Here is a 26,381-nt window from a genome sequence, read left to right as displayed (position 1 = left end):
GCGAGCGAACCAGCCGGTTCAGCGCTCTGGAGCCTCCTGGCGTCGCCGACCGCAGGGAGGTGACGACATGAGGCCGCTCAGCGTCGGCGCGGGGTGGCGTGCCGGGTGGGCGGGGCCGTGGTCGGGTCCTCCGGCCACGGATGGCGCGGGTAGCGCCCGCGCAGCTCCCCCCGTACCTGCGGATAGCCGGTTCGCCAGAAGGACGCCAGGTCGGCGGTGACCGCCACCGGCCGCCCGGCCGGCGAGAGCAGGTGCAGCAGCACCGGCACCCGGCCGGCGGCGACCCGTGGCGCGTCCCGCCATCCGAAGGTCTCCTGGAGCTTCACCGCGAGCACCGGCGCCGCCGGGTCGGCGTAGTCGAGCCTGATCCGCGACCCGCTCGGCACGGTGATCCGCTCCGGCGCCACCTCGTCCAACCGGGCCGCCACTGCCCACGGCAGCAGCCGGCGCAGCGCCCCGGTCACGTCGATCCGGGCCAGGTCGGCGCGGCGGCGGGCGCGGGCCAGCTCCGGGCCCAGCCAGGCGGGCGCGGCGGAGAGCAGCGCCTCGTCGCCCACGTCGGGCCAGTCGCCGCCGAGCGCGTGCCGGCAGAACGCCAGCCGCTCGCGCAGCGCCCGCGCCGCCGGGGTCCAGGTCAGCAACCCGAGGCCGGTACGACGCAGGCCGGCCAGCAGGGCCGCCGCCACCTCCGCCGGATCGGGCCGGGTGAGCGGTCGCTCGACCAGCTCGATCGCGCCCAGCCGCACCACCTCCCGGGCCACCACGTCCTCGCCGGACCAGCCGACCTCCCGCTCGGTGCGCAGCAGCGGCCCGCCCGCCTCCCGGGCGGTCGCCTCGTCGAGCGGGGTGGCCAGCCGAACCCGGGCGGTCGGCGCGCCGGGGGAACGGTCCGCCACCGCGACCGCCAGCCAGTCGGCACCGGCCAACCCCGACCCGGGCGCCAGCTCCGCCGCGGTCCCGCCGCTCATCAGGTACGCCGAGCCGCCCGGCCGCCGAGCCCGGGCCAGCCGCTCCGGGTGGGCCAGCCCGACCAGCAACCCGGCGGCCAGGTCGTCGGTCAGCCGGTCCCGGCCGGACTGCCTCGCCGACGCCGAGGGTGCCTCGGGCAGGGCGGCGCGCAGCCGGCGTACCTCCGAGCGCCAGCGGGCGGTGGCACCCGGGTCCGCGCCCGCACGGAGCCGGCGCCAGGCGGCGGTCAGGTCGTCGCCCGGCCCGGCGGCGGTGTCCTCGGCGAGCACCGCCACCACCTCCGCCGCCCGGTCCGGTCCCACCCGGCCGGCCCCGTCGAGCAGCGCCCGGGCCAGCCGGGGATGCGCCCCGACGGCGGCAATCGCCCGGCCCCGGTCGGTGATCCGGCCGTCCGCGTCGAGCGCGCCGAGGGTGGTGAGGGTGTCCCGGGCCACCGTCATCGCCGCCGCCGGGGGCGGATCCGGCAGGGCCAGTCCCACGCCGTCCGGCGACCCCCAGGCGGCCAACTCCAGGGCGAAGCCGGTCAGGTCCGCGGTGGCGATCTCCGGCTCCGGTTGCGCGGCCAGCCGCTCGTGGGTGGCCGCCGACCAGCAGCGGTAGACCTGCCCGGGCGCCTCCCGGCCCGCCCGGCCGGCCCGCTGGGTGGCCGCCGCCCGGGACACGCCGACGGTGACCAGCGCACCCAGTCCACGGGCCAGATCCATCCGGGCGACCCGGGACAGCCCCGCGTCCACCACCACCCGGACACCCGGCACGGTCAGGCTGCTCTCGGCCACCGCCGTGGCCAGCACCACCCGCCGCCGGTCGGCCGGGCGCAGGGCCGCGTCCTGGTCGGCGCCGCGCTGCCGGCCGTGCAGCGGAAGGACGGCGACCGTGTCGCGCAGGTCGGCCAGCCGGCTGGCGACGGCGGCGATCTCGCCGGCCCCGGGCAGGAAGACCAGCACGTCCCCGGCGTGCTCGCGCAGCGCCCGGCGTACCGTCGCCGCGACGTGGTCCAGCAGGCCCCGGTCGACCGGGCCGGCGCCGGATGCGGCCACCGGCCGGGGCGGCGGCGCCCAGATCCGGGTCACCGGGTGCAGGGCCGAGGACGCCCGGACGATCGGCGCGGGGCCGCCCCCGCCGCCGAGCAGCGCGGCGAACCGGTCCGCCTCGGGCGTGGCCGACATCGCCAGCAGCCAGAGGTCGGGGCGCAGCGCGGCCCGGGCCTCCACGGTGAACGCGAGCGCCAGATCGGCGTCGAGCTGGCGCTCGTGGCACTCGTCGAGCAGCACGGCACCGGTGCCGGCCAGCTCGGGATCGCGGTGCAACCGTCGGAGGAGCAGCCCGGTGGTGACCACCTCGACCCGGGTTCGCGGCCCGCTGCGGCGTTCGCCGCGCACGGCGTACCCGACCCGCTCGCCGACCCGCTCGCCGAGCAGCGCGGCCATCCGGCGCGCTGCCGCGCGGGCGGCCACCCGGCGCGGCTGGGCGACCAGCACCCGACCGGAAACCTCGTCGGCCACGGCCAGCGGGGCGAGGGTGGTCTTGCCGGTTCCCGGCGGGGCGACCAGCACCCCGGCGCCGGTCCCGCGCAGCGCCGCGACCAACTCCGGCAGCACCGGCCGTACGGGCAGGTCGAGGGGTACGTCCGAGAGCACGGCCCAGTCTCGCACCGCCCGGTGGTGGCTCAGTCGGGGCGTACCCCGTCGATGCCGGTGACGAAGGCCCGCCAGGCCGGCGACGGGAAGGCCAGCACCGGGCCGGGCCGGTCCTTGCTGTCCCGGACCGCGACCCGGTCCCCGGCGGCGGCGACCTCCACACAGTTGCCGTTGCCCACGCTGCGGGTGCTGGTGCGCCACTGGGCCAGGGTCAGGTCGAGCGCGGTCATCGCGTACCCCCGTGTGTGCCGGCGTGCCGCATCACGGTCACGCAAAGTAACGAGAAGCCTCCATCAGGCGCGTCAGAGACGCCTCCGGACCGAGTGCCATCCGGCACAGCTCCTCGTGCACAAGGCTATACCCGCGCACCTGGCCGACCTCCTCCAGAGCCAGCCCCATCGTGAGGTTTTCCAGGTAAACCACGGCCGCGTCGGCGACATCGGAAAACGTCAACACGACGTACGGGGCGTTCATCGCCGGGTGCCCGCCGGCCGTGAACGGAAGTACCTGGAGGGTTACGTTCGGTAGTTGAGAGATCTTCGCGAGGTGGGCCATCTGGTCGGCCATCACGGCGGTGCCGCCGACCGGGCGACAGAGCACCGCCTCGTTGAGCACGACGGACAACTCGACCGGATTGTCGCTGTGCAGCACGTTCTGCCGGTGCAGCCGCGCGGCGACCTTGCGCTCGATGCCGTCCTCGCCCGCGGTGCGCCGGAACACCTCCCGTGCGTACGCCTCGGTCTGGAGCAACCCGGGCACCGCCTCGACCTCGTACGTCCGCAGCGTCGCCGCCTCCGCCTCCAGCCCGACGTAGAACTCGAACCACTCGGGCAGGACGTCGCTGTAGCTCTGCCACCAGCCGCGCTGCTGCGCCCCGCGGGCTATCTCGATCAGCGCCTCGGCATCCGCCCCGGTCACCTCGTACAGCGCCAGCGCGGCCCGGACGTCGCGCGGCTTGATGCCGATCTGGGCGTTCTCGATGCGGGACAGGTTGCTCTTGGACATGTCCAGTTGCCGGGCGGCGACGTCCAGGGTCATGCCGGCGCGCTCGCGCAACTGGCGGAGTTCCCGGGCGATGCGGCGGCGGCGGACGGTGGGGCTCGCGGTCACCCTCCGAGTCTGTCACGACAAGATCCGCAGGTCGCCTCTGTACGGAGTGCAACTACCGAAAACGGGAGTTGCGTTGCAGTCACGGCCGATGCATTCTTGCCCGGTTGCGATCACTGTGGACAACTCGTGGGGGAGGACCGGTTGCTCATCGCCGACGAGTTCTTCCTGATCACCCACAACGACAGTAGGGGCAAGGCGAAGCTGCACCCGACGGCGACCGGCCTCGGCCTCGCCGGAGGGCTGCTCGGTGAACTGGTCCTGCACGGACATGTCGCCGTCTCCTCCGGGCTCGTCACGGTGGTCGACCGCCGACCGCCGGGGGACGCGCTGGCGCACACCGTGCTCGACCAGTTGGTCGGCGAGGCGCAGCAGCATTCGGTGCGCACCTGGTTGAGCTTCCTGGCGCAGACCGCCGCCGCCTCGGTGCGGGAGCGGCTGGTCAGGGCGGGAGTGCTGCGCCGGCAGGAGACCCGGCGGCTGCTCCGGACCACCGTCAGCTATCCGCCGATCGACCTCAACGCGGTGGCCTGGCCGGCCACCCGGCTGCGCGCGCTGCTCGACCGGCCGGCCCCGCCAAGCGTGCCTGACGGGCTGCTGCTGGGTCTGGTCGTCGCCGTCGGGCTGAGCCGCGAGGTGCTGTGGAGCGCCGGTCCCCGGGCGCACCACCGGCTGAACGTGCTCATCCCGGCGCTGCCCCCGCCACTGCGGGAGCTCGTGGCGCACACCGAGGCGGCGGTCGGCGCCGCCGTGCTGCGCGGTGCCGGCTGACCGCCGCCCCCACCCCTCCCCTCGAACCGGAGCCCGTGCATGTCGACACCCACGCTCGACCGACCGAGCAACGTCTCCGAGGCCCTGGCCCGCGGCCGGCTCGGCGTCCCGTCGGTGATCTTCTTCGTCCTCTCCGCCGCCGCCCCGCTGACCGTGGTGGCCGGCGTCGTCACCACCGGCTACGGGGTCGTCGGCGTGCTCGGCATCCCGGTGGCCTTCCTGACGGTGGCCGCGGTGCTCGCCCTCTTCTCCATCGGGTACGTGGCGATGGCCCGGCGGATGACCAACGCCGGCGCGTTCTACGCCTACGTCGCCCGGGGGCTGGGCCGCCCGGCCGGCGTCGGCGCCGCCTGGGTGGCGCTGATCGCCTACAACGCCCTCCAGGTGGGGCTCTACGGCACCATCGGCGCCGCCGCGGAACCGGTGTTGGGCCGTCTGTTCGGCGTGTCCCCGGCATGGTGGGTGGTGGCGCTGGTCGCCTGGGCGACGGTCGGCGTGCTCGGCCTGCTCCGGATCGACCTCAACGGTCTGGTGCTGGCGGCGCTGCTGGTCGCCGAGCTGGTGGTGATCGTCGTCTTCGACCTCGGCCAGCTGACCCACCCGGCTGGCGGGCGGGTCAGCTTCGCCGCGCTGTCGCCGGAGAACCTCGTCGTACCCGGCGCCGGCGCGGTGCTGGTGCTGGCCATCCTGGGCTTCGTCGGCTTCGAGTCCGCCGTGGTGTTCAGCGAGGAGAGCCGGGACCCGCGGCGGACGGTGCGGTTGGCCACCTATCTCTCCATCGCGATCATCGCGGGGATCTACGCGCTGTCGTCGTGGAGCATGACCGTCGCCGTCGGGCCGGACCGGATCGCCGCCGAGGCGGGCGAGCAGAGCATCGGGCTGATCTTCAACCTGGCCGAGGCGCACCTCGGGGGCACTGCCGTCACCATCGGCCAGGCGCTCTTCCTGACCTCGGTGCTCGCCGCGATGATCTCCTTCCACAACACCACCGCCCGGTACGCCTTCGCGCTCGGCCGGGAGCGGGTGCTGCCGGCCGTGTTCGGGCGGACCTCGCCGCGCACCGGGTCGCCCCGGGCGGCCTCCCTCGCGCAGAGCGCGCTCGGGCTGGTGGTGATCGTGCTCTACGCGTTCAACGGCTGGGACCCGGTGGTGCGGCTGTTCTACTGGGTCGGCACGGCCGGCGGCTTCGGGGTGCTGCTGCTGATCGCCACCACCTCGGTCGCGGTGATCGCCTTCTTCGCCCGGGGCGGGGTGGCCGAGACGCTGTGGCGCCGCGCGCTCGCTCCCGGTCTCGCCGCCGTGGCCCTCGCCGTGATCGTCACGCTGGCGGTGGCCAACTTCGCCGACCTGCTCGGGGTGGCGTCGGACTCGCCCCTGCGCTGGGCGGTCCCCGCTGTCTACCCGGTCGCCGCGCTGCTCGGCGTGCTGTGGGCGCTGGTGCTGCGCGGCAGCCGGCCCGACACGTACGCCCGGATCGGTCTGGGCGCGGGGAGCCTGGCGGCGACGGTGCCGGCGACCGGACACGTCGGCGGGCACGAGCCGAGCGGGACGGCGGTGCGGCGATGAGCGAGGTGCGGGTCGAGCGGCTCGGGCCGGCGGAGACGTCGCTGGTGGCCGGCCGGATCGCCGAGGCGTTCCTGGTCCTCGACGCCCCCCGCTGGCTGGTGCCCGACGCCGGGCGGCGGCAGTCCGTGCTGGCCGGCAACTTCGCGATCCTGGTGGACCACGCGATGCGACACGGCCTGGTCCATGCGACCGCGGACCGGGCGGGGGTGGCGGTCTGGTTCCCGTCGGTGGGCGACCCGGCCCCACCGCCGGAGGACTACGACGCCCGGCTGGCCGCGGCGTGCGGGGAGTGGACCGACCGGTTCGTGCACCTGGACAACCTCTTCGCGGCCCACCATCCACACCCCGACCACCACCACCTGGCGTTCCTCGCCGTCGCGCCGGACCGGCAGGGGCAGGGGCTGGGTGGCGCGCTGCTGCGGCATCACCACGCCGTCCTGGACACCGAGGGGATTCCCGGTTACCTGGAGGCGGCCAGCGAGATCGGCCGCGACCTGTACGCGCGGCACGGCTACCGGGTCGCCGAGCCGTTCCACCTGCCCGACGGCACGCCGTTCTGGCCGATGTGGCGGGAGCCCGCGCGCTGAGACGACGACGCCCGGGTCACCCCGCGAGGAGTGGCTCGGGCGTCGGTTCTCCGGTGGTGGCGCGGCCGCACCGGACATGGTGCTGGCCGGGCCCGCCGACCCGGCCAGCACCTCCACCACCCCTAGTACGTGCCGTCGAGCTGTCCCCGCAGCTTGGTCAGCGCGCGGGTCAGCAGCCGGGAGACGTGCATCTGCGAGACGCCGATCTGCTCGGCGATCTGCGACTGCGTCAGGTTGCCGTAGAACCGCAGCGTGAGGATCTTCTGTTCCCGCTCGTCGAGGGTGGCCAGCGCGGGGCCGAGGGCGACGCGCAGCTCGGCCAGCTCGAACTCGCCGTCCTCGCCGCCGAGCATGTCGCCCAGCTCGGTCGCGCGTTCGCCGTCGCCGGTCGGGGTGGAGAGGGACACCGCGTTGTAGGCGCGGGCTCCCTCCAGGCCCTCCAGCACCTCTTCCTCGGTGAGCTTGAGGTGGGCGGCGATGTCGGCGACCGTGGGCGAACGGCCCAGTGTCTGAAGCAGCGAGCTGTTGGCGTCGGAGATGGCGAGGCGCAGTTCCTGGAGCCGGCGCGGGACGCGGATGTCCCAGGTGCGGTCGCGGAAGTGCCGCTTGAGCTCGCCGATGATGGTGGGGATCGCGTAGCCGGCGAAGTCGACGCCGCGCGACGGGTCGAACTTGTCGATCGCCTTGATCAGGCCGATGGCAGCGGTCTGGGCCAGGTCGTCGGTGGGCTCGCCCCGGCCGCTGTAGCGGTGGGCGAGGTGGCTGGCGAGCGGCAGCCAGGCCTCGATCGCCCTGTCGCGCAGGGCGGCGCGGGACGGGTGGTTGGCCGGCAGTGCGGCCATCGCGTTGAGCAGATCGGCGGCGCTGTCGGTGAGTGCCCGCGGGTCGAGCTTCCGGGTGGTGCTCGGCGTTGTTGTGGTCGCCGGTTCACTGATCGTTGGCGCGGTCATGGGTGGTCCTCCCTGCACCTCGTCCGCGGATGAAAGACGTGACGCTTAGGTTTAACTTCAGATGGCCGTTCAGAGGCCACCTTAACCCGATCAGCCACGCGAAATCTAGCCGAAAGTATGATGTACTTAAGTGATTTTCGACAAGGAAAGCCGTGAATCGGGCAATCGCCACTCGGGTTCTGGGTCGACTCACCTCGGACGTACGGTCGGCCGAGCCGGCCAGACATCGACGAGTCCTTATCCAGGCGGAGCGGGTCGGTCAGCCGGGCGGTCAGGGTCCCCGGATGACAGGGCGTCGAATGTCGGCTTTCCGTCGTTGTCCCGTCAACGGGACAGGCCGTAGCGTGCGGGTACATGCCCCGCCCCGGAGGTGCCGTGCTCGACCCCGCCGCTCCCCACCTCGTCGTCGACAGCCGCACGCTCTACTTCGGCTGGCTGCCGGCGGACCCGGACGCGGTCGCGGCGCTGGTCCCGGCCGGGCTGCGCCCGTCGGCCGACCGGCTGGTCTTCATGAACCAGTACGTCGTCGACGACGAGACCCAGACCTCCGGCTTCGGCGCGTTCTCGATGACCTACCTCGGGGTGGCGCTGGCCGGGGTGGACACGCCCGGCGGGGTCGGCCCCGGTGGCTGGTGGACGCACTACGTGACCTGTAGCGAACGGGTCCGCGCCTACGCCGCGGCGCGGGGCGCGCCCGCCGTCGTCGGCCGCACCCGCATCGAGCGCCGCGCCGGGGAGATCGTCGCCGAGACGGACATCGACGGCGTGCCGGTGATCCGGGCCCGGTGCCAGGTGGGCGAGACGAGCCAGACGATCAGCAGCGGCCACCACCGCTACTTCACCGCCCGCGACGGGGAACTGCTCAGCTCCATGTACCCGTTCGTCGCCGAACCGGTAAACCCTTTCGTGGTCGAGTCGGTGGAGTTCCTGGAGCCGGGGCATCCGATCTACGCACTCCGCCCGGAGAACCCGCTGACGATCGGGTTCGGCTTCTACTCCCCGCGCACCGCGTTCGCCTATCCCGGCGGGCTGACCGTCCACCCCGGGGCGCCCGACGCCGCCGAGGCCGACCGCCGCAGGGTCGACGCCCTCTCCGTGCCCGCCTGAACGCTGACCACGCCCCAGGCCGGAAAACTCACCAACTGCGGGCCCGAGCGCTCACCACGTGCCGGATCGTCGGGCCCGCAACGGCCGACCGTCGGGGTCGTAGACCAGTCGGTACGCCGGCAGCGCCCAGGCCCGGGTGTACCAGGGCAGCCGTTTCGCCCGGTGCGGCAGCAGCCGGCCCGGTGGCCGGGGGCCGACCCGCCCGCCGTCGTACCACCGTTGCAGCCCGTCGGCGGTGGCGGTGATCGCCGCCACGGCGTCGGCCGGGTCGATCAGGTCGGCGTCCTCGCCGCCGGCCGGATCGCGGTCCAGGTGCTCGCGCCACAGCCGTAGCCGCAGGTCCCGGGCGAAGACCCGGGCCCCGTCGCCGAGACCGGCCGGGTCGGTCGGCGCCCGCCCGTCCCGGGTGTCGTCCAGCACCGCGCAGGACAGTTCGCTGTCGTGCGTCCAGGACCGGCGGTTGAAGTTGTCGCTGCCCACGCTGGCCCACACGTCGTCGACCACGCACACCTTGGCGTGCACGTACACCGGGTTGCCGGCGTGGTTCTCCACGTCGAGGACGTGCACCCGCTCCGGGGCGGCCCGCTCGCAGAGCGACAGCGCCTGCTCGCGGCCGACCATGTTCGGCGGCAGCGCCAGCCGGCCGTCCACGTCCGGATACCGGGGGACCACGGCGACCAGGTGCAGGTCGGGATTGTCCCGCAGCGCCCGGGCGAACAGGTCGGCCACCTCGGTGGACCAGAGGTACTGGTCCTCCAGGTAGATCAGCCGCCGGGCCCGCCGGACCGCTTTGGTGTAGCCACGGGCCACGGTGCGTTCGCCGTCAGGGGCGAAGGAGTAGCGGGGCCGTACCGCCGGGTAGGTGCGCAGCACCTGGACGTGGTGCGGGCCGCAGGGCGGCGGGTCGGCCGGCTGCGCCGGCAGCGGGTCGGGTCGCAGGTCCGCGCCGCGCAGCCGGTCCCGCAGATAGGCGAGGGGATTCTCCGAGTCCAGCGGCATCGGGTCGGTCCACCGCTCCCGGAAGGTGGTGTCCAGCGCGCCCACCACCGGCCCCCGCACGGCGAGCTGCACGTCGTGCCAGGGCGGGTGCTCGCCGTAGCGGACGGACATCTGCACGGCCTGCGGGTCGCCCCCGTGCGCGGCGTCGTCACGCCGGCTGTGGCAGAGGTCGATCCCGCCGGCGAAGGCGATGTCCCGCTCCGGAGCCCGGAGGTGTCGCAGCACCACCAGCTTCTGGTGGTGGGAGCCGCCCCGGCGGACTCGCTGGTCGAGCAGCACCTCGCCGCCGGCGGCGGAGACCGTCTCGCTCAGGCTGCGGTTCTCCGCCTCGCTGTAGGCCAGGATGTCGAGGTGGGAGCGCCAGATGAGCCCCTTGACCAGCACGCCCCGCTGGGCGGCCCGCGCGAAGAGTTGGGCCACGGTCGGCCCGTCCGGGCGTAGTAGCTGGTCCGGGTCGCCCCGCCAGTCGGTGAAGAAGAGGTGGTCGCCGGACTGGAGGGCCGCCACCTCGTCGACCAGCCGGTCGAAGTACGCGGTGCCGTGAATTAACGGCTCGGCAAGGTTTCCGCCGGCCCAGACGGGTAACTCTGAGACCGGGTTGGCGCGTTCCCGTGCGCTGAGGAACCAGTTGCTCGGTGCCACCGCTCCAGCCCTCCGAGGTCGACAACGTCCTCACGGTAGGACCCCCGTCGCGGGTCCGCATCCCGACCGACACTGCGGTGACCGGTCGACCGACCCCCGACATCCCGCCCGATCACGCGACACCGAGGAGGCAACACCATGCCCGGCGAGACGACGAACTCCGTGACCGAGTACCGCGAGCCGGCGGTGGAAAGTGAGCGGGGTGCGCTGGTGACGGTGTTGCTCATGGTGATCCTGGGCGTGGCGGGCATCTTCGCCGTCTCCTGACGCCGCACCTCGACGCGCCGGTGGGCGCCACCGGCAGTGCCGGAGGCGCCCAACCACCCGCGCATGTGGTCAGGGCCTGGAGCCCTGGCCGTCGGTGTGCGGCAACCGCTCGGCGGGGACGACGCCCAGCCGGCCGGCCTTGAAGTCCTCGAACGCCTGGAGCAGCTCGTCGCGGGTGTTCATGACGAACGGGCCGTAGTGCGCCACCGGCTCCCGGATCGGCTCGCCGCCCATGATGTAGAGGTCCAGTCCCGGGGTGTGGCTGTCCTGGTTGCCGTCCGCGGCGAAGGTCAGCGCGTCGCCCCGACCGTGCACGGCGAGCTGGCCCGTGTGCACCGGCCGCCCGTCGGTGCCCACCGTGCCCCGCCCGCCCAGCACGTAGACCAGGGCGTTGAAGTCCGGCCGCCATGGCAGGTCGACCCGGGCACCCGGCTGCACGGTCACGTGGGTGATGGTGATCGGCGTGTGGGTGGAGCCCGGCCCGCGATGTCCGGCGACCTCGCCGGCGATCACCCGGATCAGCGCGCCGCCGTCCCGCGTGGTCAGCAGCGCGGCCTCCTTGCCGCGGATGTCCTGGTAGCGGGGTGGGTTCATCTTGGCCGCCCGGGGCAGGTTGACCCAGAGTTGGGTGCCGTGGAACAGCCCACCACTCATGACGAGGTGCTCCGGTGGCGCCTCGATGTGCAGCAGGCCGCTCGCGGCCGTCATCCACTGGGTGTCGCCGTTGGTGATCGTGCCGCCGCCGCCCTGCGAGTCCTGGTGGTCCATGATCCCGTCGATCATGTACGTCACCGTCTCGAAGCCGCGGTGCGGATGCCAGGCGGTGCCCTTCGGCTCGCCCGGGGCGTAGTCCACCTCGCCCATCTGGTCCAGGTGGATGAACGGGTCCAGTTCGGTCACCGGTACGCCGGCGAACGCCCGGCGCACCGGGAAGCCCTCGCCCTCGTAGCCGCTGGGTGCGGTGGTCAGTCGCTGGACCGGGCGGAACGCGGTGGACTCGTCGAGCCTGGGCAGGCGGGGCAGGACGAGCACGTTGTCGACGGTGATGGCGGGCATCGGGAACTCCTCAGTTGTGGGGGCGGCCGGTCGCCGCGCGCAGGCGCCGGCCGAGTCGCTCGAAGATCCGGGTGAGGCAGGCGACCTCGGCATCGTCGAGGTCGTCCATCAGGTGTGTACGCACCGAAAGCAGGTGGCGCGGTGCAGCCTCGCGCAGGGCCAGCAGCCCGGCGGCGGTGAGTACCGCCTCGCTGCCGCGCCGGTCGTCCGGACAGGACTCCCGGGCCACCAGGCCGCGCCGCTGCATGGTGGAGATCTGGTACGTCAGCCGGCTCGGCGAGAAGATCAGGCGGCTTGCCAGCTCGCCCATCCGTAGCCGCTGGCCCGGCGCCTCGGAGAGCAGGACGAGCACGTGGTAGTCGGCGAAGGTGAGCGCACTGTCGGTGCGCAGGTCGTCCTCCAGCCGGGTGTAGAGCCGCTGGCTGGCCTCGATGTAGGCGCGCCAGGCGGCGAGTCGGGCACTGTCCAGGCTCTCGGTCACGCCATGACAGTAGCACTGTTTCAAAATTTAACTAGTCTGCCGTGAGCGCCGTCACCGGGTATGGGAGAGTAATTATTCAGCTTTGAAGGATGTGCCCGGTAGAGCTGGAGCGACACCGGTGGAGACTCGCGGAACTCGGCCTGATCGACCGCTGACCCGTCGTGGCGGACGCACACCGTGGCGCACTTCCGCCGGCTGCCGGACGACGAGGCCCGGGCGGGATCCCGCCCGGGCCTCGCTGACGGCGACTCCTCACCGGGCGGACGGAGGTGCCGTCATGTGCATCCGGCCGAGTAGCTGACGGGCCTGCTCGGCGAACTGCGCGTCGACGGTGACGGCGTACTGGCCGGCGCGCAGCGAACTGGCCGAGGTGAAGTCGCGTCGCCCGCCGGTCATCGCGTGCGCGACCGCGCCGAAGACCGCTCCCCAGATCGCGCCGATGACCAGCCCGACCAGGATCACCGTGATCCAGTTGCCGACGGTGAAGATGCCGAACAGCAGCCCGATGAATAGCCCGAACCAGGCGCCCGTGCCGGCGCCCAACAGGGCCGACCGTCCGGTCGTCATCCGGCCGAGCACGGTCTCCACCAGGGTGAGGTTCGTGCCGACGATGGCACTGTGCTCGACCGGGAACCGGTTGTCCGCCAGATGGTCGACGACCCGTTGGGCGGACGGATAGTCCGGGTACGACCCGATCGTCACGGTGGCCGGGCCGGCCTCCGGGCCGTGCCCGTCGTGGCCGGGGGTCGTGGGCCGCCCGGCGGGGCCGGACGGGAGAGTGTCGCCGCCCGGCATTCCGGGCCGCCATGCCGAGGTGGGACTCGACGATGTGGTCATGAGTTCCTCCTTCGTCAACCGTCCGCGTTCCCGCCGCCGTCCCGGGGTAACGTCACCACCGGAGCGGATGCCCGCCGGGCGGCCTGGCGCGTTCGGTGGCCGGGAACGCCGCGCTCAGCGGCCGGCGTCGCGCAGGTAGGCGTCGGTGACCTCGTCGGCCGGGAAGAACGACTCGATGGAGAGCTCCTCGACCGTCACGTCGAGAGGAGTGCCGAAGGTCGACACGGTGCTGAGGAAGGTCAGCTCGCCACCCGCGTGACGCAGCCGCAGGGGCACCACCACGTCCCCGGCGCGGGGAAGGGCGGCATCCGGCTCGGTCGGCCCGCCCGGATAGCCACGCAACTCGTCGTGGAGCGCGGCCAGCCCGGCGTCGGCGGCCAGCCCCAGGTGCCGGCGCAGCCGGCCGAGCAGATGGGCCCGCCACTCGGCGAGGTTGGCGATCCGGGGCGCCATGCCCTCGGGGTGCAGGGTCAGCCGCAGCGCGTTGGCCGGCGGCCGGAGCAGGTGCGCGGCCACGCCCCGGGTGAACAGCGGCAGGGCGGCGTTGCCGGCGACCAGGTTCCAGTGCCGGTCCACCGCCACCGCCGGGTACGGCTCGTGCGCCCGCAGGACCCGGCGTACCGCGTCGAGGACCCGACGCAGTTCGGGGGAGTCCAGCGGGGCGTGGGAGTAGACCGGGGCGTACCCGGCGGCCAGCAACAGCCGGTTGCGGTCCCGCAGCGGCACGTCGAGATGCTCGGCCAACCGCAGGACCATCTCCCGGCTCGGGACCGAGCGCCCGGTCTCCACGAAGCTGAGGTGTCGGGTGGAGACCTCCGCCCCGACCGCGAGGGCGAGCTGGCTGAGCCCGCGCTGCCGCCGCCACTGCCGCAGCAGCACCCCGAACGGCGCCCGCCGTTCCCGCACCGCCGCGCCCATGCGCCGATCCTAGGCCTGATTCACCGGCCAACCAGCGCCCACCGGCGCTGCGCCACGCACGACGGCGGATGCCGCCGTGCGTGGCGGATCAGGTGACCAGACCGGTCAGGAATCGAGAAGCTCCCGTCGCCGAGCCGTAACTAGCGTGGCCGTCATGGGCATCCCACCCGCCAGGTCGCCGGAGGCCCAGGTTGCTCGTCTTCTGAGGAGGTCCCTTTGAACTGGAACAAGTGGATTCGGCAGATCCACCGCTGGCTGTCCATCGCCTTCACGGTGACCGTCGTCGCCACCTTCGTCGCCCTGGCGCAAGAGGAGCCTGTCGTCTGGGTGTCCTACCTGCCGCTGCTCCCGCTCGCCTTGCTCCTGTCCACCGGCCTGTACCTGTTCGTGCTGCCGTACGCCGTCAGATGGCGCGGCGGACGAGTCACCGCTCGCGGGAGATGACCCGGGTGTGTCCACCGGCCTCCCGCCCCGGAGAGGGCGCCCGCCGGGGCGGCCGGTCGCGCCTCGCCCGCCCGCCGGGGACGGGCGAGGCGCGGAGGCCAGGAACAGGCGGTGCCGTGGGGACGGTGCGAGGGAGAATGGCGAAATGCGCCTGGTGATCACCGCCGACACCCACGTGCCGAAACGGGCCAGGGACCTGCCGGAGCCGCTCTGGGCAGCGGTCGACGCCGCCGACGTGGTGCTGCACGCGGGGGACTGGGTCGACGAGGCGCTGCTGGACGCCATGACCGCCCGGGCCCGCCATCTCGTCGGGGTGTACGGCAACAACGACGGGCCGGCGCTGCGTACCCGGCTGCCGGAGGTCGCCCGGGTGGAACTCGACGGGCTGCGGGTCGCCGTCGTGCACGAGACCGGCCCGAAGGCCGGGCGGGAGAGCCGCTGCGCGGCCCGCTTCCCCGACACCGACGTGCTGGTCTTCGGCCATTCACACATCCCCTGGGACACCGTCTCCCCGGACGGTCCGCGGCTGCTCAATCCGGGCTCGCCCACCGACCGCCGGGCTCAGCCGTACGCCACGTACCTGACGGCGCGGGTGACGGCGGGGCGGCTCGACGAGGTCGAACTGCACCGCCTGCCACCCCGCCGTACGCCCGGTCACTGACCGCGGCCGGTCTCCTCCTGAAGTTGGTCGATCCGCTTCGAGGCCTCGGCCTTGGTCAGGCCCTCCGGCGGCTGTTCGCCGGCCTCCCGGGCCAGGGTCGCCAGATAGGACTCCTGGGCGGCGGTCGGCGGCTCCTCGCCGGTGACCCACTCGTCCGGGTCCTTGATGGCGCCCTGCGGGTCGGCCTGGCTGCTGTTGCGGTCCGTCATGGTCTCCACCTCTCTTCGAACAGGCGTGCCAATACCCCGCATGGCACCGGTTCATGCGGCTCTCCGGCGCGTCGTGCTCCCGGCATGCGTCCCGGCCGTTCGGGGCGGCGCGCATACGATCACCGGATGACTGCGCAGGATCGGGCGGGTGTGGTGGTGGTCGGCGCGGGCATCGCCGGGGTGGCGTGCGCGACGGAACTGGCCCGCGCCGGCATCCCGGTGGAGATCCGGGAGCGCGCCCGGGTGTCCGGCGGTCGGATGGCCAGCCGGCGCTTCGACGGTCGGCCCGCCGACACCGGCGCCGCGTACTTCACCGTCAGTGATCCGGACTTCGCCGAGGTGGCCGAGGGGTGGCGGTCGGCCGGCCTGGCCCGCGAGTGGACCGACACCTTCGTCGCGTACGGCGCCGACGGCCGGCGCGGGGTGCCCGGCCCGATGCGCTGGGCGGCGACCCGGGGCCTGCGGTCGCTGGTGGAGCACCTGGCCCGGGACCTGCCGGTGACCGTGGACCGGCTCGTGCTCGGCGTCGAGCCGGGGCCGGTGGTGGACGGGCGGCCCTGCGAGGCGGTGGTGCTCGCCATGCCGGGGCCACAGGCTGCCCTGCTGCTCGATCCGGCCCTGGACGCCGCCACCCGGGTCACGCAGACCCAGCGCTGGTCGCCGTCGCTGGCCGGGGTGCTGCGATTCCCGGCCCGCCGGTGGGCCACCTTCCGGGGCGCCTTCGTCAACGACCACCCGCTGCTGAACGTCGTCTGCGACGACGGCGACCGGCGCGGCGACGACGCACCGGTGCTGGTCGCCCACACCACGCCCGAGTTCGCCGCCGGTCACCTCGCCCAGCCCACCGGGGCCGGGCCGGCGATCGAGGAGGCCGTCCGGGACCTGCTCGGACTGCCCGAACCGGCGGAGCACGTACACGTGCACCGCTGGACGTACGCGAAACCGACCGCCGGCCCGGGTGGGACGTACCACCTGGACGCCGACGGTGTCGGGCTGGCCGGCGACGCCTTCGGTGAGCCCCGGGTGCAGAGCGCCTGGCGCTCCGGTCGTGACCTGGGCCGCGCCCTCGTCACCCGCCTGTCCGCAGGTTAGGAAGGGCTCTTCCTGTCACATATGGACAGGAAGAGCCCTTCCTCGCACTGGCGTCGCCGAGCCCTCAGCCGCCGGCGGCGACGGGCTCGCCGGTGCGGCGGCGTTCGGACGGGTCGGAGGTGCGTTCCCCGGCCCGGTCCAGCAACTGCATCACCGGAGTCGCCGCGACGCCGTGCACCACCACCGAGACGATCACCACGAGGCCGACGGTCGCCCAGATCAGGTCCGCCTGGGGAAAGTCGGTCTTCGCCGTCGCGTACGCGACGTAGTAGAACGAGCCGACGCCCCGGATGCCGAACAGGGCGATCACCCAGTGTTCGGCCGGCCGGCCGGGCGCGCCCCGCAGCGACAACCAGCCGACCAGCGGACGGACCACGAAGACCAGCGCCAGCCCGACCGCGGCGGCCGTCCAGGTCAGCGGGCCCAGCAGGCCGCCGACCACCGCGCCGCCGAAGAGCAGCAGCAGCATCACGGTGAGCAACCGCTCGACCTGCTCGGCGAAGCCGTGCAGCACGGAGTGGAACTCGTGGGTGCGTTCGGCGGCCCGGATCGCCCGGGCGGCCACGAAGACCGCGAGGAAGCCGTACCCGCCCACGACCTCCACCAGCCCGTACGCCAGGAAGGTCGCGGCCAGCGCGAGGAAGCCCTCGGAGTGCCGGGCCAGCCGCAGTTTGCTCGGGGCCCGGAAGAAGAGCTTGCCGAGCAGCCAGCCGATCAGCCACCCACCCGCCACTCCGGCTGCGACCTTCCAGAGCACGTCCACGCCGAGCCAACGGCCCAGCCAGTCGCCGGGGGCCAGGCTGGTGGTGGCGATGGCGATGGCCGCGTACACGAAGGGGAAGGCCAGCCCGTCGTTCAGCCCGGCCTCGGAGGTCAGGGCGAAGCGGACCTCGTCCTCGGAGTCCTCGACGTCGGTGGGCTCACCGACCTGCACGTCGGCGGCGAGCACCGGATCGGTCGGGGCGAGGGCCGCCGCCAGCAGCAGCGCGGCGGCCGGCACCAGCCCGGCCCACCACCAGCCGAGCAGCGCCACCGCCGCGATGCACAACGGCATGGCGATGGCCAGCAGCCGCCAGGTCGACGACCAGCGGGTCCAGCTCAACGGCCGGTCGATCTTGAGCCCGGCGCCCATCAGCGCGACGATGACTCCGATCTCGGTGAGATGGGTGGCGAGCTGCGGGTGCGCGAGCGGATCAGGGTCCGGCAGCCCGACGGGGAGGAGGAAGACCAGCATGCCGAGCCCGAGGAAGGCGATCGGCATGGACAGCGGTCGGCGTTCGAGCACCCGGGGCAGGATTCCCGCCAGCAGCGCGCCGAGACCGACCACCGCGAACGCCACGTCTACCGGCTCCACGACCCCACCTCTCCGCCTCGCCCACGGCGTGCGGGCAGGTGGTGCAAGTCCTTGCCCCCGGAAGAGTCCTCGTATTCCTGTTCGGAGCGATGGGGCCGGAGCCGGTCACCTCGTCCTGGCGACCGGCGAGTCGTCGAGCGCGGTGAGCAGCGCGGCGGGATCCTCGTAGACGGCCACCGCGCCGGCCCCGGCCAGCTCGCCCCGGCCGGTGCCGCCGCAGGTCAGCCCGACGCAGGGGATGTCCAGCTCGCCGGCGGCGGCGACGTCCCACACCGAGTCGCCGACGAAGACCACCCGTTCGGCGGCGAGCCCGGACTGCTCCAGCGCGGCCACCAGGATGTCCGGCGCCGGCTTGCTCTCCCGCGCGTCGGCCGCGCAGGTGACGGTGTGGATCACGTCGTCGGCGGCCAGTGCCCGGCGTAGCGCGGTCACCTCGTGCTCGGCGGCGGAGGTCGCCAGCACCACCCGCAGCCCTCGCTCCGCGCAGGCCCGCAGCAGGTCGGCGGCGCGGGGCAGCGGGACGAGTCGTTCCCAGTACTCGGCGAAGAGGGTGTCGTGCGCGTCGCGCAGCCGTTGGTCCGCGCTCCGGTCGCGCTCCGGGCCGAGCAGGTGGTCGAGCAACTTGTCCGAGCCCATCCCGATGGCGCGGTGGATCGTCGCCATGGGCACGGGCCGGTCGGTCTGGCGCAGCGCCTCCCACCAGCTCACGGTGTGCAGATAGGTGGTGTCGACGAGGGTGCCGTCCACGTCGAAGAGGACACCGCTGGGCTTGTCGGCGGGCATGCTGTCCTTTACCCCCTGTGGGCCGTGCTGATCCACCCGCTCAGCCGGGCGGGATCAGGATCTCGAACCAGACGGTCGAGCCGCGTAGGGTCGGGTCCGTCCCCCACGCGTCACTCAGCTCCTCGATCAGCCCGAGCCCCCGGCCCCGGCTGCTGAGCGTGTCGGTCTGGGCGCGGGTCACCGTACCCCGGGTGCCCGAGTCGGCGACCGACACCAGCAGCCGCTCCGGGCTGAGGTCGATCTCCACCCGGGCGGCGGTGCCCGCGTGCAGCAGCGCGTTGGTGGTCAGCTCGCTGGTGCAGAGCACCGCCGCGCCGATGATCGACTCGGGCACCTGCCACTCGGTGAGCTGCGCGGTCATCCAGTGCCGCACCCGGCTCGGCGCGGTCGGCTCGGCCGGCACCTCCATGCTCGTCGACCGGGACGGCCGCAGCGCGTGCTCCACCGCCAGCACGGCGACGTCGTCCTCGGTGGCCCCGGGCACCGCCGCGGTGGCCACCGCGCACAACGCACGGGGGTCGCCGCTGCCCGCGCCGGCGACGGCGTCGGCCAGGGCGTCCAGCCCGGTCGTCAGGTCCTGCCAGCGCCGCTCCACCACGCCGTCGCTGAACAGCAGCAATGTGTCGCCGGGGGCGAAGCGCACCGTGACGGTGGGTGGCCGGCAGCCCAGGCCCAGCGGGGCGCCCGCGGGCACGTCGAGGTATTCGGTGACCGGAGCGCCGTCCGGGGCACACCGGCGGATCAGCGGGGCGGGGTGGCCGGCGCTGGCCAGGGTGAGCCGCTGCCGGTCGGCGTCGACGACCCCGAAGACCACTGTCACGAAGAGTTCGTGCGTCTCGCCCTCGGCGCCCAGGCTGGTGACCAACCGGTCGAGCCCGGCCAGCACGGCGTCCGGGCGGGGGTCGGTCAACGCCAACGCCCGCAGCGCGGCGCGGACCTGACCCATCCGGGCCGCGGCCTGCACGTCGTGGCCGGCGACGTCGCCGAGCACAATGCCCAGGCGGCCGTCGGGCAGCAGGAAGGCGTCGTAGAAGTCCCCACCGGCGGCATTGCCGTCGACACCCGGGTCGTAGCGGGCGGCGATCCGCATCCGGGGCAGGTCGGGCAGGTGCGCGGGCAGCATGCTGCGTTGCAGCAGTTGGGCGGTGCCGTGCTGGGTCTCGAACCGGCGGGCCCGCTCGGCGGCCTGGCCGACCAGCTCGGCCGAGGTGGCGAGCAGCGCGCGCCGGGCGGCCGACCAGACGTGCGGGACCTGATAGCCGACCGTCAGGCTGCCGCGCACCACCGAGGCCCGCAGCGGCACCGTCGCGAGCGAGCGGACCTTCTGGTCGTGCCGGTCCACCGCGATCTCCCGCAGCGGTTGGCCGTCGTCGACGACGAGCGGTACGCCGCTCCGGGCGGCGGTCGCCACCGGCCCCTGCCACTCCGGCGGGATGCGCCGCCACAGCGGGGGGAGTCGCTCGTCGGCCTCGTCCACCAGCTCGCCGCGGATGCGCCGGACCATCCGCCAGCCGCCGCCCTCGTCAACGGCGAACGAGACCCGGTCGGCGTCGAACGCGGTGATCGCGTAGCGCAGCGCCACCCGGGCCACGTCGTCCAGAGTGAGGGTGCCGGCGAGCGCAGCGGCGAAGTCGCTGAGGCTCTGGAGCTGCTGGGTGACCTGGGTGGTCTCCGCGGCCACGGTCAGCACGCCGACGATCCGCCCGGCGCTGTCGCGTACGGGGGAGTAGCCCCGGGTGAAGACCGACTGTTCGACCAGGCCGGGACGGCGGTGCAGCGGGAGGGTGGTTTCCTTCTCCAGGAACGGCTCCCCCGAGCGGTAGGTGCGCTCGATGGCCTCGCCGACACCGGGCAACGGCCAGGACTCCGCGAACACCTCGGCCGCCGGCCGGCCCACCGCGTCGGGGTGCCGGTCGCCGATCAGCTCCGCGTACGCGTCGTTGTAGACGAGCAGGTGGTCGTCGCCCAGGGTGAGGGTCATCGGTACGGGCGAGGCGAGGAGCAGTTCGGTGGCCGCCCGGACCGCCGGATCCCAGGCCCGCCACGGGCCGAGCGGGGTGCCGGCCCAGTCGTGGCGCAGGACGACGGCCGCCGTGCCCGACGCGGAGGGGGCTCCCGAGACCGGGGCTGGTGGGTTCGGGACCCGTCCGACCGTTCCTGGCATGACCGCAGCCTAGCGGGAGGGCTTGTCGCCTGTTTCCGATCATGCCCCGCGCGCCGTCGGAGCAGAACGTCCGGGCAGTTCAGAGCCGTTCCGTGGTGACATGTCGGGAAAAACTCGGGGACCGGTACGGCGTGCCGCGTCGGTGACCGGGTAAGCGCGCGGCGCAGTCCATGCGACAGGAGGGACATCATGCCGGAGACCCTCGCGGTCAGGCAGGTCGACATCGGCAACGCCGTGGCCGACATGTGGAGGTCGGTGCTGCTGTTCATACCGCGGGCCATCGCGTTCATCGCGATCCTCGTGGTCGGATGGCTCATCGCCAGAGCCGTACTCAAGATCGTGGACGCGGCGCTGGAACGGGTCAACTTCGACAGGGCGGTGGAACGGGGCGGCATCAAGCGTGCGTTGGAACGTACGAAGTACGACGCCAGTGACATCCTGGCGAAACTGGCGTACTACGCCGTACTGCTGTTCACCCTGCAGTTCGCCTTCGGGGTGTGGGGACCCAACGCGATCAGTGACCTGATCAGCGGCGTGGTCGCGTGGCTGCCACGCGCCTTCGTGGCCATCGTCATCGTCGTCGTGGCCGCCGCGATCGCCAACGCCGTCCGGGACCTGGTCAGCGGGGCACTGGGCGGGCTCTCGTACGGCAAGATCCTGGCCGACCTGACGGCGGTCTTCATCATCGCGCTGGGTGTGATCGCCGCGCTGAACCAGGTGGGCATCGCGACCACGGTGACCACGCCGGTGCTGATCGCGGTGCTCGCCACGGTGGCCGGCATCCTGATCGTCGGCGTCGGCGGTGGCCTGGTGCGGCCGATGCAGAACCGCTGGGACGGCTGGCTGAACCGGATGGCCGAGGAGTCGCGCGCGGTGCAGGAGCACCGTCGGGCCCGGGACGCCGGCCAGACCGACGTCGGGCGGCAGATGGCCGACCGGACGGGGGCCGAGCGTACCGAGGTCATGCCGCGCGGGCAGGAGTCCGCGACGGCTGGCGGGCGCGGCACCTACCAGTCGGGGAACGTGGGTGACGAGACCCAGCAGTTCCGCCGCTGACCGGGCCGGTGAGGCGAGACGGGGAGGGGTGTCCGCGGACGTGCGGGCGCCCCTCCGGCGTCTCCGTCGGGGGCCGGTGTTCCTCCCGTGCAGCCGCCGGAGTCGGGACGTCCTGCGGTGTGGCCGCCGGAGCCGGACACGCCCGCGGTGTGGCCGCCGACGCCCGGCACCGTCGGGTTGGCAGTTCGGTCAGACCGGGGGGAGCGGAGCGGTCGCCGGGGCCCCGAGCGAGCGGGTCAGCGCGCAGACCGCGAGCAGCCGGGTGAGCAGCCAGTCCGGCGCGGACCAGTCCACCGGCGCCACCGGCGGCTGCCAGCCGTGCTCCAGCGCGCCGGCGCGGACACCCTCCGCGTAGCCGGCGAGCGCCGCGGCGCTCAACGCCCGGCGGTCGCCGTCCAGGCTCTCCCGTACCGCCGCGGCATGCTGGTCGACCAGGGCGAGCAGGGCCGGACGCGCGGCGGCGGCGGCCAGTCCTTCGGCGCCGACCGAGGCGGACAGGAGGGCGAGGGCGGCTCGCGCCGAGTTGGCGGCGGAACGGGCCTCGACCCGGTTGAACGGCACACGCATGGTGACCGAGGCTATCCGGTCGGTCCCCGGGTCGACCTCGGCCACTCGGCGGGTTTTTGACCCTCCCCCGAACGGTCAGCGGACCGCCCGTGGATTGACCCGACGCGGGCGGGGCAGGAGGAGAACCGCCCGGACGGGAGCGGGCCGACACCTGGAGGAACGGATGGGACGACACGAGGACGGGCCGGACGAACGGCACCGCAGGCCCGCCGGGGTCAGTGACGAGACGGTGGTGGCGCTCGGCAAGCTCAGCGAGGCGCTGGAGTGCGTCGAGCGGGTCCGCGGCCACCTCTACTCGCTGCACCAGTTGGTCGGGCACGCCGACCTGATGCTCGACGACGCCGTGGAGATGTTCCGCGCCGCCGGGCACGACCGGATCGCCGACCGCATCGACACCGACCTGCTGGGCCGCAACGTCATCGCCGGGCGGTGGACGTTCCAGATCGTCGAGGACTTCGACGACGGCTACTACGCCCTCTTCCGCGACCTCGACCGGGCCGCCCGGGAGGAACTGGTCGGCGGTCGCCAGCACCTCTACGAGGCGGAGATGAAGGAGCGGCGGCGCAGTCGGGGCCGCCCCGGGCACGAGGCCCGCCCCGGGGCCGACGGCTAGCCGTCGGCCCGGGTGTGCAGGCCGACCACCGTGGCCCGGGACTGACTCAGCTCACAGTTCGGCCGCGACCGCCGCGATCGCGGCGTGCGGCCGGTGAGTGCCATCGCCGGGCCGATGCTGGCGCTCGACTTCCGTGAAGCCAGCCCGCGTCAACCGCTCGGAGAGCTTGTCGACGGGCCAGCGATAGGCCGTCACGACCTTGTGGTCGAAGGCGGCGATCTCGTCGCCGTCGAAGAAGCCGATCACCAGCGTGCCAGCTGGAGTCATCACTCGCCGGAACTCGGCGAGTGCACCGTCGAGGTCCTGCGGCGGTAAGTGGATCAGCGAGTACCAGGCCAGGATGCCGGCGATGGAACCGCTCTCGACGTCGAGGCTCCTCATCGACCCGAGTTGGTACTTGCCGGTCGGATGGGCTGCCTTCGCATGGGCGATGAACTCGGGAACCATGTCGATCCCCGTCGCGTCGACACCCAGCGACCGAAGGTAGCCGGTGAGATGGCCAGGTCCGCAGCCCAGATCGAGCACGTTGCCAGGCTGAATCGACAGATGTCGCCCGATGAAGGCGAGATCATCGGTATGCGCCTGCTGGCTCGTGCCGAACAGTTCGATGTAGAGGCCTGCGACGGAGGCATACGCGTCCCGAACCTGCTCCACGTTCACCGGGTGACTATATGGGCCTTTGGATCCGGCCGAGCAGGCCCCGATCCCCCACGGTCGCCGCACCAGGGTGTGGCAACCGTGGGAAGAGCTCGCGGAACAGTTCCCTGAGCTGGAGCGGGGCGCGACTAGCGAGTCGCGACCGCGGGCTCCTCGGCCGCGATGCGCAGCGCCTCGACCAGGCGGCGGTAGAGGACGTCGCCGGCCAGCAACTCGGAGTGGGTGCCCTGGGCCCGGATCCGGCCGTGCTCCATCACCACGATCCGGTCGGCGTCGAGCACCGTGGAGAGCCGGTGCGCGATGGTCAGCACCGCGCCGGCCGCCGCCCGCTGCCGGACGCACTCCTGCAACGCCGCCTCGGTCAGCCCGTCGACCTGTGCGGTCGCCTCGTCGAGCAGCAGGACCTCGGGGGTGCGCAGCATGGCCCGCGCCAGCGCGATGCGCTGGCGCTGCCCGCCGGACACCTCCGTCGACGACAGCGACGTGTCCAGTCCGTCCGGCAGGGAATCGATCTTGTCGTCGAGGCGGACGGCACGGAGCACCGCCCGGATCTCCTCCTCGGTCGCGTCGGGGTGGGTGAACCGCAGGTTGTCGCGGATGGTGCCCGGCACCACCGGCGTCTCCTGCTCGACGTACGCGAGCCGGGACCGTACCTCGTCGTGCCCGCAGGCCGCGTACGGGTGGCCGTCGAGGAGCAGTTGACCCCGCTCGGGCTCCAGGAATCGCAGGATCAGCGAGAACAGCGTGGTCTTGCCGGCCCCCGACGGGCCCACGATCGCGGTGTGCCCACGCCGGGGAACGGCCAGGTCGATGTCCTGCACAGCGGCGGGCCCGTCCGGCCCGTACCGGGCGGTGACCCCGCGGAACACCAGCACCGGCTGCTCCGCGACGGGCGCCCGGAGGGGTTCCGCCGGCAGGGACGCCGGTCCCGAAGGCTCGGTCGCGATGTTCTCGATCTCGCGGATCCGCCCCGCCGCCGCGATCCCGGCCTGCAACGCCGTGGTGTTCTGGGTCAGCTCGGTGATCGGCCCCATCAGCTGGAACGTGTACAGCAGGAAGGCGATCAGGCTGGAGATCTCCAGCAGGTCGCGCTGGGCCCGCCAGGCGCCGATGCCCAGGATCGCGATCACCGCGAGCTGGATCCCCGTCCAGGCGATCGTCCAGACCGACGCGGTCACCCGTGCCGCTCGTACGCTGTGCGCCGCCGCCTGCCGGGCGTCGGCGACGATCCGCTCGGTCGACCGGGCTTCCGCCCGGCTGGCCTTGACCGTACGGATCGCGCGCAGCGCCCCCTCCAACGCGCCGCCGAGCGCGCCCATCGACTCCTGCGCGGCGGCCTGCGCCTTCGCGATGCGGGGCATCAGCGCGCCCATGACCGCCGCGACGACCAGCACGGCGGCCACGGTGCAGCCCAGCAGATAAAGGTCGAGCACCCCCATCAGCACGAGCGTGCCGAGCAGGGCGATGCCGGCGTTGACCAGCCCGACGATGCTGCCGGACGCCTCGCGCAGCAGTTGGGTGTCGGAGGTGGCCCGGGTGACCAGCTCGCCGACGGGCCGGCGTTGCAGGTCGCCGACGCGGGCCCGGAAGTAGTGCCGGACGATCGCGGCCCGTGCGTCGAGCACGATGTGTTCGGCCAGCGTCCCGAGCAGCCGCCACTGCCACAGTGAGACGGCCGCGCCGACGACGACGAGCGCCAGCAGGGCGCCGATCGGGCGGGCCATCGACTCGCCGGCGCCGAGCGTGTCCAGGACCCACTTGGTGACCATCGGCGTCGCGAGCCCGGCCGCGTTGGCGGCGAGCCCCAACGCGAGGCCGAGGAGCATCGTCCGCCTGTGCGGGGCGAGGAAGGACACCAGAGTGCGCAACCGGGGAAGCACCAGAGTGGGAGAGTTCACGCCTTTATTGGAACAGTGCTGTTCCAATGTAGTCAATCGCTATTCCGAAACGAGGTGTTGCTATCCTCGCGACGTGACCGACGCGCAGGTGTCCGGCAGCCGGGCCCGGACCCGCCAGGCCATCGTCGACGCGGCGATAGAGGTGCTGGGGCGTAATCCCGCCGCCTCCCTCGGGGACATCGCCACCGCCGCCGATGTCGGGCGTACGACACTGCACCGCTACTTCGCCGAGCGCGCCGACCTGCTGGCCGCGGTCGGTACGGAGGCCAACGCCCGACTGGACCGCGCCACCGCCCAGGCGCGGATGGCCGAGGGCACCGGCGCCTCAGCCGTGCACCGGCTCTGCCAGGAATACTTCGACCTCGGCAGCCTGCTCTCGCTGATCTTCACGGAGCCGGAGACGGGGGCCGGCACGACCGGCGGCGGGTGCGACCCGGACTTCGCCGCGATGGTCGAGCGCGGCCATCGCGACGGCACCATCGACCCGGAGTTGCCGGTGGACTGGGTGCAGAGCCTGATCTGGTCCCAGTTGTACGCCGGATGGTCCTACCTCGCCGAGACCGACGCCTCCCGGCACGAGGTGCTGCGTCTGATCCTGCGTACCGTCGACGGCGCGATCGCGGTCAGGCCGGGCTGAGCGCTGCTCGGCTACTCCGTGGGCCGGGCGTCGGCCGGGCGGCGCCGGGCCGCGTCGTCGGCGATGATCACGGTCGCCACCATCAGCGCGACGCAGAGGCTGAACAACCAGGAGTCGTCCGAGACCAGCTTGGCGGAGACGGGAGCCTGGAGCGCGGCGAGGAGAAAGCCGAGCCATGCCAGGCGGCGCTGACGCGTGGAGAGAATGCCGGAGCCCTGATGCATCCCGAAAGTCTTGCGCGCGAGCCGGGGCTTGCCGTCAGCCGAACGGCCGATTCTGGATGAGCTGTCCGTTTTTCCGACCATCCGGACCGTAACGCTCGTCCCAGCGGGGGAGGCCGGGCGACGCCGTC

At 73.3% G+C, this 26,381-nt stretch carries 28 protein-coding genes; 11 read left to right on the top strand and 17 right to left on the bottom strand.

What is annotated here, in order from left to right:
• Positions 1-77 precede the first annotated feature (77 nt).
• From hrpB to GA0070608_RS30755, 3 genes are read right to left on the bottom strand one after another with little or no spacing between them, the layout of a single operon-like run.
• Positions 78-2,606, bottom strand: coding sequence for an ATP-dependent helicase HrpB (hrpB, locus tag GA0070608_RS30765; RefSeq protein ID WP_091636602.1), 2,529 nt, complete (start codon positions 2,604-2,606; stop codon positions 78-80).
• Between the two features lie 29 nt (positions 2,607-2,635).
• Entirely contained in the window at positions 2,636-2,836 is a 201-nt protein-coding gene (locus GA0070608_RS30760) for a DUF397 domain-containing protein (protein ID WP_091633441.1), read from the bottom strand.
• A 37-nt stretch (positions 2,837-2,873) separates the two neighbouring features.
• Entirely contained in the window at positions 2,874-3,716 is an 843-nt protein-coding gene (locus tag GA0070608_RS30755; RefSeq protein ID WP_091633437.1) for a helix-turn-helix domain-containing protein, read from the bottom strand.
• A 126-nt stretch (positions 3,717-3,842) separates the two neighbouring features.
• On the opposite strand from GA0070608_RS30755, the gene GA0070608_RS30750 reads away from it, so the two are divergent.
• The 3 genes from GA0070608_RS30750 to GA0070608_RS30740 are packed head-to-tail and all read left to right on the top strand — an operon-like array spanning position 3,843 to position 6,637.
• Complete coding sequence (locus GA0070608_RS30750; protein WP_091633434.1) at positions 3,843-4,484, top strand: GOLPH3/VPS74 family protein; 642 nt, start codon at positions 3,843-3,845, stop codon at positions 4,482-4,484.
• Positions 4,485-4,523: 39 nt separating this feature from the next.
• Positions 4,524-6,050: an APC family permease gene (locus GA0070608_RS30745; protein ID WP_091633431.1), complete on the top strand. Its 1,527-nt coding sequence runs from the start codon at positions 4,524-4,526 to the stop codon at positions 6,048-6,050.
• Positions 6,047-6,637, top strand: a complete 591-nt coding sequence (locus GA0070608_RS30740) for a GNAT family N-acetyltransferase (protein WP_091633428.1) — start codon at positions 6,047-6,049, stop codon at positions 6,635-6,637. The genes GA0070608_RS30745 and GA0070608_RS30740 overlap by 4 nt, the downstream gene beginning before the upstream one ends.
• Positions 6,638-6,759: 122 nt before the next feature.
• On the opposite strand, the gene GA0070608_RS30735 is transcribed toward GA0070608_RS30740, so the two are convergent.
• A complete protein-coding gene (locus GA0070608_RS30735) occupies positions 6,760-7,587 on the bottom strand; it encodes a SigB/SigF/SigG family RNA polymerase sigma factor (RefSeq protein ID WP_091633424.1) in 828 nt (275 codons plus the stop codon).
• A gap of 354 nt (positions 7,588-7,941) precedes the next feature.
• On the opposite strand from GA0070608_RS30735, the gene GA0070608_RS30730 reads away from it, so the two are divergent.
• Positions 7,942-8,694 carry a hypothetical protein gene (locus GA0070608_RS30730; RefSeq protein WP_245716031.1) on the top strand — a complete coding sequence of 251 codons (753 nt, stop codon included), beginning with the start codon at positions 7,942-7,944 and terminating at the stop codon, positions 8,692-8,694.
• 51 nt (positions 8,695-8,745) lie between these two features.
• Here the strand turns inward: GA0070608_RS30730 and GA0070608_RS30725 are convergent, their stop codons facing one another.
• Positions 8,746-10,335: a phospholipase D family protein gene (locus tag GA0070608_RS30725; RefSeq protein ID WP_091633417.1), complete on the bottom strand. Its 1,590-nt coding sequence runs from the start codon at positions 10,333-10,335 to the stop codon at positions 8,746-8,748.
• A 138-nt stretch (positions 10,336-10,473) separates the two neighbouring features.
• Between GA0070608_RS30725 and GA0070608_RS34105 the strand changes: the two genes are divergently transcribed.
• Positions 10,474-10,602, top strand: a complete 129-nt coding sequence (locus tag GA0070608_RS34105; protein WP_266316137.1) for a hypothetical protein — start codon at positions 10,474-10,476, stop codon at positions 10,600-10,602.
• 69 nt (positions 10,603-10,671) lie between these two features.
• On the opposite strand, the gene GA0070608_RS30720 is transcribed toward GA0070608_RS34105, so the two are convergent.
• The 4 genes from GA0070608_RS30720 to GA0070608_RS30705 all read right to left on the bottom strand — a co-directional run bounded on the left by GA0070608_RS30720 (position 10,672) and on the right by GA0070608_RS30705 (position 13,894).
• Entirely contained in the window at positions 10,672-11,658 is a 987-nt protein-coding gene (locus GA0070608_RS30720; RefSeq protein WP_091633413.1) for a pirin family protein, read from the bottom strand.
• Between the two features lie 10 nt (positions 11,659-11,668).
• On the bottom strand, positions 11,669-12,139 hold the full coding sequence (locus tag GA0070608_RS30715) for a MarR family winged helix-turn-helix transcriptional regulator (RefSeq protein WP_091633409.1): 471 nt from the start codon (positions 12,137-12,139) through the stop codon (positions 11,669-11,671).
• Positions 12,140-12,391: 252 nt separating this feature from the next.
• Positions 12,392-12,976 (bottom strand): general stress protein, encoded by a 585-nt coding sequence (locus tag GA0070608_RS30710; RefSeq protein WP_091633406.1) that lies wholly within the window; start codon positions 12,974-12,976, stop codon positions 12,392-12,394.
• A gap of 114 nt (positions 12,977-13,090) precedes the next feature.
• Complete coding sequence (locus GA0070608_RS30705; RefSeq protein WP_091633401.1) at positions 13,091-13,894, bottom strand: helix-turn-helix domain-containing protein; 804 nt, start codon at positions 13,892-13,894, stop codon at positions 13,091-13,093.
• A 216-nt stretch (positions 13,895-14,110) separates the two neighbouring features.
• Here GA0070608_RS30705 and GA0070608_RS30700 point away from each other — a divergent pair, with 216 nt between their 5' ends.
• Entirely contained in the window at positions 14,111-14,338 is a 228-nt protein-coding gene (locus GA0070608_RS30700; protein ID WP_091633397.1) for a hypothetical protein, read from the top strand.
• Positions 14,339-14,483: 145 nt separating this feature from the next.
• On the top strand, positions 14,484-14,999 hold the full coding sequence (locus GA0070608_RS30695) for a metallophosphoesterase family protein (RefSeq protein WP_091633393.1): 516 nt from the start codon (positions 14,484-14,486) through the stop codon (positions 14,997-14,999).
• Here the strand turns inward: GA0070608_RS30695 and GA0070608_RS30690 are convergent.
• The gene (locus GA0070608_RS30690) at positions 14,993-15,208 is read right to left on the bottom strand and encodes a DUF3072 domain-containing protein (RefSeq protein ID WP_091636598.1); all 216 of its coding nucleotides are present in this window, start codon (positions 15,206-15,208) and stop codon (positions 14,993-14,995) included. The genes GA0070608_RS30695 and GA0070608_RS30690 overlap by 7 nt on opposite strands.
• A gap of 150 nt (positions 15,209-15,358) precedes the next feature.
• On the opposite strand from GA0070608_RS30690, the gene GA0070608_RS30685 reads away from it, so the two are divergent.
• The gene (locus GA0070608_RS30685) at positions 15,359-16,300 is read left to right on the top strand and encodes an NAD(P)/FAD-dependent oxidoreductase (protein WP_176734028.1); all 942 of its coding nucleotides are present in this window, start codon (positions 15,359-15,361) and stop codon (positions 16,298-16,300) included.
• A gap of 64 nt (positions 16,301-16,364) precedes the next feature.
• On the opposite strand, the gene GA0070608_RS30680 is transcribed toward GA0070608_RS30685, so the two are convergent.
• From GA0070608_RS30680 to GA0070608_RS30670, 3 genes are all read right to left on the bottom strand, one after another.
• The gene (locus GA0070608_RS30680) at positions 16,365-17,654 is read right to left on the bottom strand and encodes a cation:proton antiporter (protein WP_091633384.1); all 1,290 of its coding nucleotides are present in this window, start codon (positions 17,652-17,654) and stop codon (positions 16,365-16,367) included.
• A 105-nt stretch (positions 17,655-17,759) separates the two neighbouring features.
• Positions 17,760-18,437 carry an HAD family hydrolase gene (locus tag GA0070608_RS30675; RefSeq protein ID WP_091633380.1) on the bottom strand — a complete coding sequence of 226 codons (678 nt, stop codon included), beginning with the start codon at positions 18,435-18,437 and terminating at the stop codon, positions 17,760-17,762.
• A 40-nt stretch (positions 18,438-18,477) separates the two neighbouring features.
• A complete protein-coding gene (locus GA0070608_RS30670; RefSeq protein WP_091633377.1) occupies positions 18,478-20,601 on the bottom strand; it encodes an ATP-binding SpoIIE family protein phosphatase in 2,124 nt (707 codons plus the stop codon).
• Between the two features lie 189 nt (positions 20,602-20,790).
• Here GA0070608_RS30670 and GA0070608_RS30665 point away from each other — a divergent pair, with 189 nt between their 5' ends.
• Positions 20,791-21,657 carry a mechanosensitive ion channel family protein gene (locus GA0070608_RS30665; RefSeq protein ID WP_091633373.1) on the top strand — a complete coding sequence of 289 codons (867 nt, stop codon included), beginning with the start codon at positions 20,791-20,793 and terminating at the stop codon, positions 21,655-21,657.
• 189 nt (positions 21,658-21,846) lie between these two features.
• Here the strand turns inward: GA0070608_RS30665 and GA0070608_RS30660 are convergent, their stop codons facing one another.
• Positions 21,847-22,224 carry a DUF6401 family natural product biosynthesis protein gene (locus tag GA0070608_RS30660; protein WP_091636595.1) on the bottom strand — a complete coding sequence of 126 codons (378 nt, stop codon included), beginning with the start codon at positions 22,222-22,224 and terminating at the stop codon, positions 21,847-21,849.
• 163 nt (positions 22,225-22,387) lie between these two features.
• On the opposite strand from GA0070608_RS30660, the gene GA0070608_RS30655 reads away from it, so the two are divergent.
• Positions 22,388-22,837, top strand: coding sequence for a hypothetical protein (locus GA0070608_RS30655; protein WP_091633370.1), 450 nt, complete (start codon positions 22,388-22,390; stop codon positions 22,835-22,837).
• A 51-nt stretch (positions 22,838-22,888) separates the two neighbouring features.
• On the opposite strand, the gene GA0070608_RS30650 is transcribed toward GA0070608_RS30655, so the two are convergent.
• A complete protein-coding gene (locus tag GA0070608_RS30650) occupies positions 22,889-23,497 on the bottom strand; it encodes a class I SAM-dependent methyltransferase (RefSeq protein WP_091633366.1) in 609 nt (202 codons plus the stop codon).
• A 125-nt stretch (positions 23,498-23,622) separates the two neighbouring features.
• Positions 23,623-25,320, bottom strand: coding sequence for an ABC transporter ATP-binding protein (locus tag GA0070608_RS30645; RefSeq protein WP_176734027.1), 1,698 nt, complete (start codon positions 25,318-25,320; stop codon positions 23,623-23,625).
• 145 nt (positions 25,321-25,465) lie between these two features.
• On the opposite strand from GA0070608_RS30645, the gene GA0070608_RS30640 reads away from it, so the two are divergent.
• Positions 25,466-26,029, top strand: a complete 564-nt coding sequence (locus tag GA0070608_RS30640) for a TetR/AcrR family transcriptional regulator (RefSeq protein WP_091633358.1) — start codon at positions 25,466-25,468, stop codon at positions 26,027-26,029.
• An 11-nt stretch (positions 26,030-26,040) separates the two neighbouring features.
• On the opposite strand, the gene GA0070608_RS30635 is transcribed toward GA0070608_RS30640, so the two are convergent.
• Positions 26,041-26,253 (bottom strand): hypothetical protein, encoded by a 213-nt coding sequence (locus tag GA0070608_RS30635; RefSeq protein WP_091633354.1) that lies wholly within the window; start codon positions 26,251-26,253, stop codon positions 26,041-26,043.
• Positions 26,254-26,381: the final 128 nt, after the last annotated feature.

The organism is Micromonospora peucetia (genome assembly GCF_900091625.1).
GTDB classification, from domain to species: Bacteria; Actinomycetota; Actinomycetes; order Mycobacteriales; family Micromonosporaceae; genus Micromonospora; species Micromonospora peucetia.
The sequence above is the reverse complement of the archived record's forward strand: the minus strand, read 5'-3'. Positions and strand labels throughout refer to the sequence as shown.

Bases quoted from the DNA above. Each gene is read 5' to 3' on its own strand.
- GA0070608_RS30655 (WP_091633370.1), top strand. From the start codon at position 22,388: ATGGGACGACACGAGGACGGGCCGGACGAACGGCACCGCAGGCCCGCC.
- GA0070608_RS30645 (WP_176734027.1), bottom strand. From the start codon at position 25,320: ATGCTCCTCGGCCTCGCGTTGGGGCTCGCCGCCAACGCGGCCGGGCTC.
- GA0070608_RS30675 (WP_091633380.1), bottom strand. From the start codon at position 18,437: ATGCCCGCCGACAAGCCCAGCGGTGTCCTCTTCGACGTGGACGGCACC.
- GA0070608_RS30735 (WP_091633424.1), bottom strand. From the start codon at position 7,587: ATGACCGCGCCAACGATCAGTGAACCGGCGACCACAACAACGCCGAGC.
- GA0070608_RS30730 (WP_245716031.1), top strand. From the start codon at position 7,942: ATGCCCCGCCCCGGAGGTGCCGTGCTCGACCCCGCCGCTCCCCACCTC.
- GA0070608_RS30760 (WP_091633441.1), bottom strand. From the start codon at position 2,836: ATGACCGCGCTCGACCTGACCCTGGCCCAGTGGCGCACCAGCACCCGC.
- GA0070608_RS30670 (WP_091633377.1), bottom strand. From the start codon at position 20,601: ATGCCAGGAACGGTCGGACGGGTCCCGAACCCACCAGCCCCGGTCTCG.
- GA0070608_RS30660 (WP_091636595.1), bottom strand. From the start codon at position 22,224: ATGCGTGTGCCGTTCAACCGGGTCGAGGCCCGTTCCGCCGCCAACTCG.
- GA0070608_RS34105 (WP_266316137.1), top strand. From the start codon at position 10,474: ATGCCCGGCGAGACGACGAACTCCGTGACCGAGTACCGCGAGCCGGCG.
- GA0070608_RS30720 (WP_091633413.1), bottom strand. From the start codon at position 11,658: ATGCCCGCCATCACCGTCGACAACGTGCTCGTCCTGCCCCGCCTGCCC.
- GA0070608_RS30665 (WP_091633373.1), top strand. From the start codon at position 20,791: ATGCCGGAGACCCTCGCGGTCAGGCAGGTCGACATCGGCAACGCCGTG.
- GA0070608_RS30695 (WP_091633393.1), top strand. From the start codon at position 14,484: ATGCGCCTGGTGATCACCGCCGACACCCACGTGCCGAAACGGGCCAGG.
- GA0070608_RS30705 (WP_091633401.1), bottom strand. From the start codon at position 13,894: ATGGGCGCGGCGGTGCGGGAACGGCGGGCGCCGTTCGGGGTGCTGCTG.
- GA0070608_RS30710 (WP_091633406.1), bottom strand. From the start codon at position 12,976: ATGACCACATCGTCGAGTCCCACCTCGGCATGGCGGCCCGGAATGCCG.
- GA0070608_RS30690 (WP_091636598.1), bottom strand. From the start codon at position 15,208: ATGACGGACCGCAACAGCAGCCAGGCCGACCCGCAGGGCGCCATCAAG.
- GA0070608_RS30740 (WP_091633428.1), top strand. From the start codon at position 6,047: ATGAGCGAGGTGCGGGTCGAGCGGCTCGGGCCGGCGGAGACGTCGCTG.
- GA0070608_RS30745 (WP_091633431.1), top strand. From the start codon at position 4,524: ATGTCGACACCCACGCTCGACCGACCGAGCAACGTCTCCGAGGCCCTG.
- GA0070608_RS30635 (WP_091633354.1), bottom strand. From the start codon at position 26,253: ATGCATCAGGGCTCCGGCATTCTCTCCACGCGTCAGCGCCGCCTGGCA.